The 12,574-nt window shown below is 61.5% G+C and carries 13 protein-coding genes; 4 read left to right on the top strand and 9 right to left on the bottom strand.

The window, feature by feature from the left end:
• Positions 1–65 precede the first annotated feature (65 nt).
• The gene (katE, locus tag CAF73_RS05730) at positions 66–2,207 is read right to left on the bottom strand and encodes a catalase HPII (RefSeq protein WP_085702222.1); all 2,142 of its coding nucleotides are present in this window, start codon (positions 2,205–2,207) and stop codon (positions 66–68) included.
• A 259-nt stretch (positions 2,208–2,466) separates the two neighbouring features.
• Between katE and CAF73_RS05725 the strand changes: the two genes are divergently transcribed.
• From CAF73_RS05725 to CAF73_RS05715, 3 genes are all read left to right on the top strand, one after another.
• Positions 2,467–3,474 carry a methionine ABC transporter ATP-binding protein gene (locus CAF73_RS05725; protein WP_085696542.1) on the top strand — a complete coding sequence of 336 codons (1,008 nt, stop codon included), beginning with the start codon at positions 2,467–2,469 and terminating at the stop codon, positions 3,472–3,474.
• On the top strand, positions 3,474–4,148 hold the full coding sequence (locus CAF73_RS05720; protein ID WP_007953997.1) for a methionine ABC transporter permease: 675 nt from the start codon (positions 3,474–3,476) through the stop codon (positions 4,146–4,148). The genes CAF73_RS05725 and CAF73_RS05720 overlap by 1 nt, the downstream gene beginning before the upstream one ends.
• Positions 4,149–4,222: 74 nt before the next feature.
• Positions 4,223–4,996 carry a MetQ/NlpA family ABC transporter substrate-binding protein gene (locus CAF73_RS05715; RefSeq protein ID WP_085702221.1) on the top strand — a complete coding sequence of 258 codons (774 nt, stop codon included), beginning with the start codon at positions 4,223–4,225 and terminating at the stop codon, positions 4,994–4,996.
• 157 nt (positions 4,997–5,153) lie between these two features.
• Here CAF73_RS05715 and CAF73_RS05710 read toward each other — a convergent pair whose 3' ends face one another.
• From CAF73_RS05710 to CAF73_RS05690, 5 genes are read right to left on the bottom strand one after another with little or no spacing between them, the layout of a single operon-like run.
• Positions 5,154–5,789, bottom strand: a complete 636-nt coding sequence (locus tag CAF73_RS05710; protein ID WP_085696539.1) for an SCO family protein — start codon at positions 5,787–5,789, stop codon at positions 5,154–5,156.
• Positions 5,786–6,685: a heme o synthase gene (gene cyoE, locus CAF73_RS05705; protein WP_085696537.1), complete on the bottom strand. Its 900-nt coding sequence runs from the start codon at positions 6,683–6,685 to the stop codon at positions 5,786–5,788. The genes CAF73_RS05710 and cyoE overlap by 4 nt, the downstream gene beginning before the upstream one ends.
• Positions 6,673–7,752 carry a heme A synthase gene (locus CAF73_RS05700; RefSeq protein WP_085696535.1) on the bottom strand — a complete coding sequence of 360 codons (1,080 nt, stop codon included), beginning with the start codon at positions 7,750–7,752 and terminating at the stop codon, positions 6,673–6,675. Before CAF73_RS05700 ends, cyoE begins: the two co-directional genes overlap by 13 nt.
• A gap of 10 nt (positions 7,753–7,762) precedes the next feature.
• Positions 7,763–8,356, bottom strand: coding sequence for a hypothetical protein (locus CAF73_RS05695; RefSeq protein WP_085696939.1), 594 nt, complete (start codon positions 8,354–8,356; stop codon positions 7,763–7,765).
• A complete protein-coding gene (locus tag CAF73_RS05690) occupies positions 8,322–9,062 on the bottom strand; it encodes an SURF1 family protein (RefSeq protein WP_085702220.1) in 741 nt (246 codons plus the stop codon). Before CAF73_RS05690 ends, CAF73_RS05695 begins: the two co-directional genes overlap by 35 nt.
• Before the next feature lie 72 nt (positions 9,063–9,134).
• Between CAF73_RS05690 and CAF73_RS05685 the strand changes: the two genes are divergently transcribed.
• On the top strand, positions 9,135–9,338 hold the full coding sequence (locus tag CAF73_RS05685) for a twin transmembrane helix small protein (protein ID WP_064592503.1): 204 nt from the start codon (positions 9,135–9,137) through the stop codon (positions 9,336–9,338).
• 7 nt (positions 9,339–9,345) lie between these two features.
• Here CAF73_RS05685 and CAF73_RS05680 read toward each other — a convergent pair whose 3' ends face one another.
• From CAF73_RS05680 to ctaD, 3 genes are all read right to left on the bottom strand, one after another.
• Entirely contained in the window at positions 9,346–10,233 is an 888-nt protein-coding gene (locus CAF73_RS05680; protein WP_085702219.1) for a cytochrome c oxidase subunit 3, read from the bottom strand.
• Between the two features lie 25 nt (positions 10,234–10,258).
• A complete protein-coding gene (locus CAF73_RS05675) occupies positions 10,259–10,810 on the bottom strand; it encodes a cytochrome c oxidase assembly protein (RefSeq protein ID WP_085702218.1) in 552 nt (183 codons plus the stop codon).
• A gap of 129 nt (positions 10,811–10,939) precedes the next feature.
• Positions 10,940–12,532, bottom strand: a complete 1,593-nt coding sequence (ctaD, locus tag CAF73_RS05670) for a cytochrome c oxidase subunit I (RefSeq protein WP_085696532.1) — start codon at positions 12,530–12,532, stop codon at positions 10,940–10,942.
• Between the last annotated feature and the right edge of the window lie 42 nt (positions 12,533–12,574).

The raw sequence follows: 12,574 nt of genomic DNA, 5'->3' as shown, positions 1-12,574 counted from the left end.
GCGACACAGAACCAATGTGGTAGCGGGCTTGCTCGCGAAGGCGTCCTTTCTGTCAACCAACAGCCTTAAGCAGGAATGGCCTTGGCCTTGGGCTCCCGGTCCCAAACCCGATGCTGCCCGATCGCCGCAAAGAATGGCTTGGTCAGCGCGCCAACATCCTTGCCCTCCAGCAATCCGGCATCCGCCTCCAGCTTCAGCACGTCCAGCAACTGTTTGGCCTCGCTATGCAGCGCGATTGCCTTCAAGTGTTTGTACGCCTCCAGCAGGTAGTGCAACGCCACGCCGTCACCGCTCAACGCCTTGACCGACGCCGCGCCACCCGGCACGAATACCGCGTCGAACGCAATTGATGGCATGCCTTCCACCGATGCATCCACCGCCAGGGTTTTGCCATCAGCGGTCTTCACTGGCGCCGAAGTCGGGCCAAGCAGTTTGGCGTGCGCACCCTCTGCCGCCAGCGCTTTCTTCATCGCATCAATCGCCGCACCATCGACACCGTTGGCCGCAAGGATCGCGACTTTCCGTGTCTTGATGTTTTCCGGCAACAGGTTGGCCTGACTCAACGCTGGCGAGCGATCCAGTGAAGTTTTCGGCACGTCCACGGTACCTTTGCCTGGCGCCGGCAGACCCAGGTTGGCCGCCACGCGTTTGGCCAGTTCCAGGTCGATGTTGGCGAGAATCTCGTTCACTTCCCGCGCCCGGATGAATTCACGCTCAACCTTGCCCAGTTCGAAACTGTAGGCAGCGATGATGTGCTCTTTCTCGTGCGGGCTCATGCTGTTGAAGAACAGCCGAGCCTGGGAGAAGTGATCGCTGAACGACTCGCTGCGCTGACGGATCTTGTGCGCGTCGATCCGCTCCGGATAGCTTTCGAACCCGCCGTCCTGCGCCGCCGGTGGCGTTTCTTTCGGCCAGCCACCATCGATGGAGTTCGGTTCGTAAGAGGCGCGGCCCTTGTCGATCACCGTACGGTGCTGGGCATCGCGTTGGCCGTTGTGGAATGGCGCGACCGGGCGATTGATCGGCAGCTCATGAAAGTTCGGCCCGCCAAGTCGGCTGATTTGCGTATCGGTGTAGGAAAACAGCCGACCTTGCAGCAGCGGGTCATTGGAGAAGTCGATCCCCGGCACGATATGGCCGGGGCAGAACGCGACCTGTTCAGTCTCGGCGAAGAAGTTGTCCGGGTTGCGATTGAGGGTCATCTTGCCCAGCGGCGTGATCGGGACGATTTCCTCGGGGATCAGTTTGGTCGGATCGAGGATGTCGAAATCGAAGTCGTGTTCGTTTTCCTCCTCGATGATCTGTACGCCAAGTTCCCATTCCGGGTAATCACCCATCTCGATGGCTTCCCAGAGATCGCGCCGGTGGTAGTCGGTGTCTTTACCCGCAAGCTTTTGCGCCTCGTCCCACACCAGCGAACAGGTACCGGCGGTAGGGCGCCAGTGGAATTTGACGAAGCGCGATTTGCCCTCGGCGTTGATCAGGCGGAAGGTGTGCACACCGAAACCCTGCATGCTGCGCAGGCTTTTCGGGATGGCCCGGTCGGACATGGCCCAGATGACCATGTGCGCCGATTCCGGCACCAGCGACACGAAATCCCAGAAGGTGTCGTGCGCGGAGCCGCCGGTGGGTATTTCGTTGTGCGGTTCGGGTTTTACCGCGTGGACGAAGTCGGGAAACTTGATCGCGTCCTGAATGAAAAATACCGGCATGTTGTTGCCGACCAGATCGAAGTTGCCTTCGTCGGTGAAGAACTTCACGGCAAAACCACGCACGTCACGCACGGTGTCGCCGGAACCGCGTGGCCCCTGCACCGTGGAAAAACGCACGAACACCGGGGTTTTCTTTCCCGGATCCTGCAGGAAACCGGCCTTGGTCAGCGCCGAATGGTTCTCGTAGCTCTGAAAGAAACCATGGGCGCCGGTGCCGCGGGCGTGGACGATGCGCTCGGGAATCCGCTCATGGTCAAAGTGCGTGATCTTTTCACGCATGATGAAGTCTTCCAGCAGCGACGGCCCGCGAGCGCCGGCCTTCAGCGTGTTCTGGTTGTCTGCGACCTTTACGCCCTGATTGGTGCGCAGAGCCTGGCCGGTGGCGTCGGAGCGAAATTTTTCAAGACTGTCGAGTTTGGCGTTGGTGTTGGCGCGATCCAGAGTATCGGTTCCGGCCAGCTCACTTTTGGAAGGGACAGGTTTTTTGCTGCTCATCAGACGTAAACTCCTCGTTTGACCCCGGTGCTGCCGAGGCTCTTGAGTGGTTTCCGGACACGGCGCCCGGAGTTTCAAGTCGCTTAACTAGTGACTGATGAGGATTTTGGGCGTTCCTTTTTTATGACCTTTGATCGCGTTATTGCCAAATGACAGGTTGAATGCGGAATAAATGCTAATAACCTCTATACGGACAGGCTAAAATGCGCGCCCGGCTAACCGCTGATCCTTTTCCAACGCGCCCCACAAGGTTCGCTACGTGATCGAGTTTCAAAACGTCCATAAGACTTACCGCGTCGCCGGTAAGGACATCACCGCGCTGCACCCGACCAGCTTCTCCATCGAGAACGGTCAGGTGTTCGGCCTGATTGGCCATTCCGGTGCGGGAAAAAGTACCCTGCTGCGTCTGATCAATCGCCTGGAGCAATCCAGTGGCGGCAAGATCATCGTCGACGGCGAAGAAGTCACCGCGCTGGACGCCAAAGGCCTGCGCCGTTTCCGTCAGCAGGTCGGGATGATCTTCCAGCACTTCAACCTGCTGGCGTCCAAGACCGTGGCCGACAACGTCGCGCTGCCGCTGACCCTGGCCGGTGAACTGTCCCGTGCCGAGATCGATCAGCGTGTGGCCGAGTTGCTGGCGCGGGTCGGTCTGTCCGATCACGCCAAAAAATACCCGGCGCAGCTTTCCGGTGGCCAGAAGCAGCGCGTCGGCATCGCACGCGCGCTCGCGACCAAACCGAAGATCCTGCTGTGCGACGAAGCCACCAGCGCTCTTGACCCGCAGACCACGGCGTCGGTCCTGCAACTGCTGGCCGAGATCAACCGCGAGCTGAAGCTGACCATCGTCCTGATCACCCACGAGATGGATGTGATCCGCCGCGTGTGCGATCAGGTCGGCGTGATGGATGCCGGTGTGATTGTCGAGCAAGGTTCGGTGGCCGATGTGTTCCTGCATCCGAAGCACCCGACCACCAAGCGTTTCGTGCAGGAAGACGAACAGATCGACGAAAGCGAGCAACGCGATGACTTCGCTCATGTGCCGGGCCGCATCGTGCGTCTGACCTTCCAGGGCGAAGCGACCTACGCGCCGTTGCTCGGTACCGTCGCCCGGGAAACCGGTGTGGACTACAGCATCCTGGCCGGTCGCATCGACCGCATCAAAGACATTCCCTACGGGCAATTGACCCTCGCCGTCACCGGTGGCGACATGGAAGCGGCGTTCGCCCGCTTCACCGCCGCTGACGTTCACATGGAGGTGTTGCGCTAATGGAAGACCTGATGAGTTTCTTCACCAATATCGACTGGTACGAAATCTGGCTCGCCACCGGCGACACCATGATGATGCTCGGCGGTTCGCTGCTGTTCACCGTGCTGCTCGGCTTGCCGCTGGGCGTGTTGCTGTTTCTGTGCAGCCCACGTCAGTTGCTCGAAGCCAAAGGCGTGTACGCCTTGCTGTCGCTGGTGGTGAACATCCTGCGTTCGCTGCCGTTCATTATTCTGCTGATCGTGATGATCCCGTTCACCGTGCTGATCACCGGCACCTCGCTGGGCGTGGCCGGTGCGATTCCGCCGCTGGTGGTGGGTGCGACGCCGTTCTTCGCGCGGCTGGTGGAAACCGCGTTGCGTGAAGTCGATCGCGGCATCATCGAAGCGACCCAGTCGATGGGCGCGACCACTCGCCAGATCATCATGAACGCCTTGCTGCCGGAGGCCCGTCCGGGCATCTTCGCAGCGATTACGGTGACGGCGATTACACTGGTTTCCTACACGGCGATGGCCGGTGTGGTCGGTGCCGGTGGCCTGGGTGACCTGGCGATCCGTTTCGGCTACCAGCGGTTCCAGACCGACGTGATGATTGTCACCGTGGTATTGCTGCTGATTCTGGTGCAAGTGCTGCAAATGGTAGGCGACCGACTGGTCGTGCACTTCTCGCGCAAATAACCGGTTTTGTAATGACATGAGCCGGCCATTCGCTGGCAGGCGCCAGACGGGCGCCGTAAAAAGGAGTTAGCTGAATGAAAAAACTGATCGTTGCCCTGGCTGCCGTCGCAGCGTTCTCGGCCCATGCCGAGGAAACCTTGACCGTTGCCGCCACCCCGGTGCCGCACGCGGAAATCCTCGAATTCGTGAAGCCGGTACTGGCCAAAGAAGGCGTGGATCTGAAGGTCAAGGTCTTCACCGACTACGTTCAGCCGAACGTCCAGGTGGCCGAAAAGCGTCTGGACGCCAACTTCTTCCAGCACCAGCCGTACCTCGATGAGTTCAACAAGGCCAAGGGCACCAGCCTGGTGTCCGTGACCGGCGTGCACCTGGAACCACTGGGCGCCTACTCCAGCAAGATCAAGAAAATCGAAGAGCTGCCAAGCGGCGCCAACGTGGTCATCCCGAACGACGCCACCAACGGCGGCCGTGCGCTGTTGCTGCTGGCCAAGGCCGGTGTGATCACCCTGAAGGATCCGACCAACATCCTGTCGACCGTCAAGGACATCGCCCAGAACCCGAAAGACCTGAAGATCCGTGAACTGGAAGCCGCGACCATCCCGCGCGTGCTGACCCAGGTCGACCTGGCGCTGATCAACACCAACTATGCGCTGGAAGCCAAGCTTGATCCGTCCAAGGATGCGCTGGTCATCGAAGGCAGCGACTCGCCTTACGTGAACATCCTGGTGTCCCGTGCGGACAACAAGGACAGCGACGCCATGAAGAAACTGGCCGCTGCGCTGCACAGCCCGGAAGTGAAGAAATTCATTACCGAGAAGTACAAAGGCGCGGTGCTGCCGGCCTTCTGATCTGATCGTGCCCATGCTTTGCGTGGGCATGCATCCCGGGCGCTTCGCGTCCGCTGGGACGCAGAGCGTCCCTTGCTGCATTCCCACGCAGAGCGTGGGAACGATCAAAAACGAAAAAGGGGACGCCAGTGGCGTCCCCTTTTCTGTGCGTTCATTTTTACTTGCGGTTGAGCATCACCGGCAACTGCGCCACCAGCTTGGCATTGTTCAACGGCGCACGAATGAACCCGCGCTGCGTACCGTCCGGCCCGATCACCGCCAGATTCCCGCTGTGATCCACCGTGTAATTCGGTTTGCTGGTATCGGCCGGAATGAATGGAATGCTCACCGCATTCGCCACCTTCTGCAGCTCGTCGATCGACTTCGGCGTCAGGCCGACGAACTGGGGATCGAAGTAGCCCAGGTATTGCTTCAACTGTGCAGGGTTGTCGCGGTTCGGGTCGACGCTGACCAGCACGATCTGCAATTTATCCACCGCATCCTTCGGCAGTTCGCTCTTGATCTGGCGCAGTTGGGCGAGGGTGGTCGGGCAGATGTCCGGGCAGAAGGTGTAGCCGAAGAACAACAGGCTCCACTTGCCTTTGAGCTCGTTGACCGTGACCGGTTGGCCGTCCTGATTGGTCATCGTCACGTCCGGCAGGTTGCGGCTCTGCGGCAGCAGGATGATGCCGGCGTCGATCAGTGCGGTCGGGTCGCCCTGGCCCTTGCCGCTCAGCACTTTGTTGACGGTCAGGCCGAGGATCAGCGCGATCACGGCGACGAGGATGAAGACGGTTTTCTGGGTTCGAGTCATAGGTTCAACAGTAGGTAGTGGTCTACGAGCAGGGCGATGAACAGCAGAAACAGGTACCAGATAGAGTACTTGAAGGTGTTGATCGCCGCGTGCGGCCGAGTGCCACGGTACAGCACCACGGCCCATTGCAGAAACCTCGCGCCCAGACCGAGCGCACAGATCAGGTACAGCAGGCCGCTCATGTGGATCACATATGGCAGCAGGCTCACCGCCAGCAGGGCGAAGGTGTACAGCAGAATGTGCACCTTGGTGTAGTGCTCGCCGTGGGTGACCGGCAACATTGGAATGTCGGCCTTGGCGTATTCCTCCTTGCGGTGGATGGCCAGCGCCCAGAAGTGCGGCGGGGTCCAGGCGAAGATGATCAGCACCAGCAGCAACGGTTCGGCACCGATGTGGCCGGTGGCAGCGGTCCAGCCGAGCAGCGGCGGGGCGGCACCGGCGAGGCCGCCGATGACGATGTTCTGCGGCGTCGCGCGTTTGAGGAAACCGGTGTAGATCACCGCGTAGCCGAGCAGCGAGGCCAGGGTCAGCCAGGCGGTCAAAGGATTGGTGAAGGTCAGTAGCAAGGCCTGACCGAGCAACGCCAGCACCAGCGCAAAGGTCAGTGCCGCGGTGGGCGAAACCCTGCCTTCTGCCAACGGGCGTTTATGGGTGCGCGCCATGACGGCATCGATGCGCCGATCCACCACATGATTGACCGCCGCCGCGCCCCCGGCACACAACGCGATCCCCAGGTTGCCGAACACCAGCACCGTCCACGGCACCCCGGCGCGGGTCGCGAGGAACATGCCCACCAGTGAGGTGATCAGCATCAGCACCACGACTTTCGGTTTGGTCAGCTCCAGGTAATCGCGCCACAGCGCCTGCGCCGGACGTTCGCCGATCAGAATCGCCATGGCGTCTCTCCTTTAATAGTGATGGGCGCCGCCGAGTGTTTGCGCGGGCTCAGGCGCCAGCGCGCGATCATCGGCTGCTTGACCCGAACCAGGCTGGTCCGCGCGTGATAGTTGACCAGCACCATCGTCAGCAGCAACGCTGCACCGCCGGCGTTATGCGCCACGGCCACCGGCAGCGGCAGATGGAACAGCACGTTGCTGATGCCGAGGGTGATCTGCGCGGCGAGGGCGATCAGCACCAGCCCGGCCAGTCGCGTCATGCCGACTACTTTCAGCTGCCAGGCCAGACCGAGCAGCACGACTGTCACCAGCAACGCGCCGATGCGGTGGGTCAGGTGAATCGCCGTGCGTGCATCGCTGTCGAGTTGCCCGCCGAGGTAATTGGGGCCGATGTGTTGGGTCAGGTGAAAGCCGTTGGCGAAATCCGCCGGCGGCAGCCATTGGCCGTGACAGGTCGGGAAGTCGATGCAGGCCACTGCCGCGTAGTTGGAACTGACCCAGCCACCGAGGGCGATCTGGCCGATCACCAATAACAGTCCGGCGGTAGCCCAGTATTGCAAACGCTTGGGCACGGTCAGCGCCGGCAGCACACCGGACAGTCGCAAGGTCAGCAGAAACAGCAGGCTCAAGGTCGCGAACCCGCCCAGCAAATGCCCGGTCACCACTTGCGGCCAGAGCTTGAGCGTCACCGTCCACATGCCGAACGCCGCCTGGGCGAACACCACCGCCAGCAGAAACAGCGGCAGTTTCAGCGGTTGTCCCGGATGACGACGATTGACCCACGCCCGCCCGGCCAGAATCGAGATCAACATGCCGAGGGTGCCGGCGAAGTAGCGGTGGATCATCTCGTTCCAGCCCTTGTGCGCCTCCACCGGTGAGTCGGGGTAGTGCAGTTCGGCATGGGCCAGTTGGGCTTCGCTCTTCGGCACGCTGATGAAGCCGTAGCAGCCCGGCCAGTCAGGGCAGCCGAGGCCGGCATGAGTCAGGCGGGTGTAGGCGCCGAGCAGCACCACGATCAGTGCCAGCAGCGTGGCAAACAGCGCGAGGCGAAATCCAGGTTTGGCCATGACGATGCCCTTATCCGATGTTCGACAGTTTCAGCAGGTGGCGCAGGTCGTTGAGCAGATCCTTGCCTTTGACGCTCGGGTCATAGCGCAGCACGAGGTTGCCGTGGGGATCGATGATCCACAGTTGCGGCGTGGCCTTGTCGCCCGTGGCCTTGCTGAAAGTCGCTGCGTCCAGCGGGTAACGTTGCAGCTGCGGGTATTCGCGGGTCAGCTTGGCTTCATAGTCGGCGCCCAGCGGTTGCGCAGCAGCGAGTGCATGGCTGGCGCGCCCGGCTTCGCGGCCCAGGCCGATCTGGATCTGGCGCGCCAGGTACACCAGTTGCTGACAGTCCACCGCGCAATCCTTCGGCGCGGTGACCAGCATCTGCCAGCGCGTTTCGTCGGACTGGATGCCGAGGTCGGCGCGGGTCTGGCCGTTGCCGATCAGTTCGCCGTGATAGCTGCGACCTTCCGGCACCCAGAACTGCAGCTTGTACATGCCGGTGGCGAGGATCATCGGACCGACCACACCGAGCACGATCAGCAGCAGCTGGATGCGTCCGCGACGGCGACTGGCCGGGGCTTTCGTTTCAGACATGCTGGGTGGATTCATGGCCGCTCCCATGGTGTTTCTCCTTTGCGTTGTGCCAGCCGAGATAGAGGTAGAGACCGAGCAGGGCGGTGGCCATGGCGAACCACTGCACGGCGTAACCAAGGTGTTTTTCCGGGCCCATTGCGACCACCGGCCAGTCAGCCTGATAGCTGGCCGGGCCGGGTTCGGCACGTAATTCGTAGGCGAAGCCGTCGCGTTCGAGGGTTTTCCACAGCTTGGCGGGCTCGATGGCGGTGACGGTTTGCGGCCAGGTGCTGCTGACCGGATCGGCATGCAGCTGGAAGGTGGCGCCGGGGGCGACGTACACCCAGGCATCGACATTCACGGCGTCAGCCGGCGTGTTGAATTGCGGGGCCGTGCGCCGGTCCGGCCACGGCAGCCAGCCGCGATTGACCAGCAGCCACTGGCCGCTGCGTTGATCCTGGAACGGTTGCAGCAGTTCGACGCCGACCTTGCCGTTGCGCTGACGGTTATCCAGCAACAGGCTGTGGGCGGCATCGAACTGGCCGTGCAGATGCACCCGGCGAAAGGCCGGATCGGCGCTGTGCAGCAACTCGGTGCTGGCCATCGGTTCGGCGGCGCGGCGTTCGGCGTAGCTGGCGAGCAGGGCGGTTTTTTCCGCGCCCCGGCCCAGTTGCCAGAAGCCCAGCGAAACCAGCAACGGCAGCAGCAGGCCGACCACCAGTGTCGGCACCACGCCCGGCCGGAAGCGCTTCATGGTTGCGCCGGAAAATCAGTGAGTGCGATCGCTATACTCAAGTGCATCGCTTGTTCCCCCGGAGTTCTTCCCATGCTCAAAGCAGCCATCGTCCTGATGCTGATTGCCACGGTGGTCAGCCTGTTCAGCGGCCTGTTTTTCCTGGTCAAGGACGACAGCAGCTCGAATCGCCTGGTGATCGCCTTGAGTGTTCGGGTGACGTTGGCCGCCGTCACCGTCGGCTTGATTGCCTGGGGTTTCTACAGCGGCCAACTGGTGTCGCACGCGCCTTGGTAAGTGATCCTCAGAGCACGTAAACGAAGATGAACAAGCCGATCCACACCACATCGACGAAGTGCCAATACCAGCTCGCTGCTTCAAAGCCGAACTGATGTTCGTTGTCGAAGTGGCCCTTCATGATGCGCATCAGCATCACGAACAGAATGATCGTGCCGATGGTCACGTGGGCGCCGTGGAAACCGGTGAGCATGAAGAACGTCGCGCCGTAGATGCCCGAGCCGAGCGTCAGCCCCAGTTCGTGGTAGGCGTGGATATATTCCTCGGCCTGGAAGCCAAGGAACGCGCAACCCAGCAGCACGGTGATCGCCAGCCACAGTTTCAGCGCGCCGCGATGACCTTTCTTCAGCGCGTGGTGGGCGATGGTGATGGTCACGCTGGAGCTCACCAGCAGAATGGTGTTGATCAGCGGCAGGCCCCAGGGGCTGATGACTTCCTTGGGCGGCGGGAACAGTTTCGGATCCGGCGTGTGCAGCAGCGGCCAGGTGAACTGGAAGTTCGGCCAGAGCATGTGGGCGATGCCTTTGGTGCCTTCGCCGCCCAGTGCCGGGCCGGAGACGTGCCGCACATAGAACAGCGCGCCGAAGAAGGCGATGAAGAACATCACCTCGGAGAAGATGAACCAGCTCATGCCCCAGCGGAACGAGCGGTCCAGCTGCCGGCTGTACAACCCCGCTCGGCTTTCCTTGATCACCGCGCCGAACCAGCCGAACAGCATGTACGCCAGCAATAGCCCACCGACGAAAAAGATCAGCGGGCCGTGGGATTCAGGACGCGCCGCCTTCAGATCGTTGAACCAGGTCGCCAGACCGTACACGGTGACGAACATCCCCACCGTGGCCACGATCGGCCACTTGCTCTGGGCCGGGACGTAATAGTGCTCATGAGTTGCCATTTATTGTTCTCCTTATCGGGCACGCTTAACCGCCAGTGTTTGCAGCCACCGGAGGATGTCGGGCGGTGATATCGAACAGCGTGTAGGACAGCGTCAGGTGCTTCACGTCCTTGGGCATGTCGCGGTCAACGATGAAACGCACCGGCATCTCGATCTGCTGACCGGGCTGCAGCACCTGCTGGGTAAAGCAAAAGCATTCGGTCTTGTGGAAATACGCCGCCGCATTGCTCGGCGCGATGCTCGGCACCGCTTGCGCGCTCATCGGTTTGTCGGTCGGGTTGCGGGCGATGAAGATCATCTCGTTCACCGCACCGGGGTTGGCTGTGAGTTCGTCATGCTTGGGATAAAACTCCCATGGCATGTCGATATTGTTGGTCGACAAAAACTGCACCCGCACCTGCCGTGACTTATCCACAACCTGTTCGCCTTCGTACTGCCCGGCGGTCTTGCCGTTGATGCCGAAGGCCTTGCACATCACGTCGTAGATCGGCACCAGGGCAAAACCGAAGACGAACATCGCCACCACCACGCCGAGCAGTCGGGTGACCAGCTTTTTCATCGAGATCGAGTCAGCCATGATCCTTGCCCTCGGCCGAGAACCCTGTGGGAGCCGGCTTGCCAGCGATGCAGCCGACGCGGTGTTTCAGGCAGGCCGTCATCGCGGGCAAGCCCGCTCCCACAGGAGTTTCCACAAGGCAGAAAGTATTCATTTCACTTCCGGCGGCGTGGTGAAGGTGTGATACGGCGCCGGTGACGGCACGCTCCATTCCAGACCTTCGGCGCCATCCCACGGTTTGGCCGGAGCCGGTTCGCCGCCACGGATGGTCTTGATCACGATGAACAGGAAGAAGATCTGCGTGGCGCCGAACATGAACGCGCCGATCGACGACACCATGTTGAAGTCGGCGAACTGCAGGTTGTAGTCCGGAATCCGCCGGGGCATGCCCGCCAGGCCCACGAAGTGCATCGGGAAGAACGTCAGGTTCATGCCGACGAAGGACAGCCAGAAATGCAGCTTGCCCAGGGTTTCGTCGTACATGTGGCCGGTCCATTTCGGCAGCCAGTAATAGGCCGACGCGAAGATCCCGAAGATCGCCCCCGGCACCAGCACGTAGTGGAAGTGCGCGACCACGAAGTAGGTGTCCTGGTACTGGAAGTCGGCCGGGGCGATGGCCAGCATCAGCCCGGAGAAGCCGCCGATGGAGAACAGGATCACGAACGCCACGGCGAACAGCATCGGTGTCTCGAAGGTCATCGAACCCTGCCACATGGTGCTGGCCCAGTTGAACACCTTCACCCCGGTCGGCACCGCGATCAGCATCGTCGCGTACATGAAGAACAACTCGCCCACCAGCGGAATGCCCACCACGAACATGTGGTGCGCCCAGACGATGAACGACAGAAACGCGATGCTCGCCGTGGCGTAGACCATCGAGGTGTAGCCGAACAGCGGCTTGCGCGAGAAAGTCGGGATGATCTGGCTGACGGCGCCGAAGGCCGGCAGGATCATGATGTACACCTCGGGGTGGCCAAAGAACCAGAACACATGCTGGAACAGCACCGGATCACCGCCACCGGCGGCACTGAAGAAGCTGGTGCCGAAGTGGATGTCCATCAGCATCATCGTCACGCACCCGGCCAGCACCGGCATCACCGCGATCAGCAGGAACGCGGTGATCAGCCAGGTCCAGACGAACAGCGGCATTTTCATCAGGGTCATGCCGGGGGCGCGCAGGTTGAGGATGGTGGCGATCACGTTGATCGCGCCCATGATCGAACTGATCCCCATCAGGTGGATGGCGAAGATGAAGAACGTCACGCTTTCCGGCGCGTAGGTGGTGGAAAGGGGGGCATAGAACGTCCAGCCGAAGTTCGGCCCGCCACCGGGGGTGAACAGGGTCGAGACCAGCAGCAGGAACGCCGCCGGCAGCAGCCAGAAGCTGAAGTTGTTCATCCGCGGCAGGGCCATGTCCGGCGCGCCGATCATCAATGGGATCATCCAGTTGGCGAGACCGACGAACGCCGGCATCACCGCACCGAACACCATGACCAGGCCATGCATGGTGGTCATCTGGTTGAAGAACGCCGGCTCGACGATCTGCAGGCCGGGTTGGAACAGCTCGGCGCGGATCACCATGGCGAACGAGCCGCCGAGCAGGAACATGCAGAACGCAAACCACAGGTACAGCGTGCCGATGTCCTTGTGGTTGGTGGTCAGCACCCAGCGCATCAGGCCTTTGGCGGGGCCGTGTGCGTGGTCGTGGTCGGCATGACCGTGGTCATCGATGACAGCGCTCATGGCCGGTCTCCTTCATGTGAGTGGACTGGGCAGGCCGGGGCG

It is taken from the genome of Pseudomonas sp. B15(2017) (genome assembly GCF_002113215.1).
Classification (GTDB): domain Bacteria; phylum Pseudomonadota; class Gammaproteobacteria; order Pseudomonadales; family Pseudomonadaceae; genus Aquipseudomonas.
The sequence above is the reverse complement of the archived record's forward strand: the minus strand, read 5'-3'. Positions and strand labels throughout refer to the sequence as shown.

What these genes read in the sequence shown, in the direction of transcription:
- katE (WP_085702222.1), bottom strand. Translation starts at nt 2,207, where the DNA reads ATGAGCAGCAAAAAACCTGTCCCTTCCAAAAGTGAGCTGGCCGGAACC.
- CAF73_RS05720 (WP_007953997.1), top strand. Translation starts at nt 3,474, where the DNA reads ATGGAAGACCTGATGAGTTTCTTCACCAATATCGACTGGTACGAAATC.
- CAF73_RS05715 (WP_085702221.1), top strand. Translation starts at nt 4,223, where the DNA reads ATGAAAAAACTGATCGTTGCCCTGGCTGCCGTCGCAGCGTTCTCGGCC.
- CAF73_RS05710 (WP_085696539.1), bottom strand. Translation starts at nt 5,789, where the DNA reads ATGACTCGAACCCAGAAAACCGTCTTCATCCTCGTCGCCGTGATCGCG.
- cyoE (WP_085696537.1), bottom strand. Translation starts at nt 6,685, where the DNA reads ATGGCGATTCTGATCGGCGAACGTCCGGCGCAGGCGCTGTGGCGCGAT.
- CAF73_RS05700 (WP_085696535.1), bottom strand. Translation starts at nt 7,752, where the DNA reads ATGGCCAAACCTGGATTTCGCCTCGCGCTGTTTGCCACGCTGCTGGCA.
- CAF73_RS05695 (WP_085696939.1), bottom strand. Translation starts at nt 8,356, where the DNA reads ATGGGAGCGGCCATGAATCCACCCAGCATGTCTGAAACGAAAGCCCCG.
- CAF73_RS05690 (WP_085702220.1), bottom strand. Translation starts at nt 9,062, where the DNA reads ATGAAGCGCTTCCGGCCGGGCGTGGTGCCGACACTGGTGGTCGGCCTG.
- CAF73_RS05685 (WP_064592503.1), top strand. Translation starts at nt 9,135, where the DNA reads ATGCTCAAAGCAGCCATCGTCCTGATGCTGATTGCCACGGTGGTCAGC.
- CAF73_RS05680 (WP_085702219.1), bottom strand. Translation starts at nt 10,233, where the DNA reads ATGGCAACTCATGAGCACTATTACGTCCCGGCCCAGAGCAAGTGGCCG.
- CAF73_RS05675 (WP_085702218.1), bottom strand. Translation starts at nt 10,810, where the DNA reads ATGGCTGACTCGATCTCGATGAAAAAGCTGGTCACCCGACTGCTCGGC.
- ctaD (WP_085696532.1), bottom strand. Translation starts at nt 12,532, where the DNA reads ATGAGCGCTGTCATCGATGACCACGGTCATGCCGACCACGACCACGCA.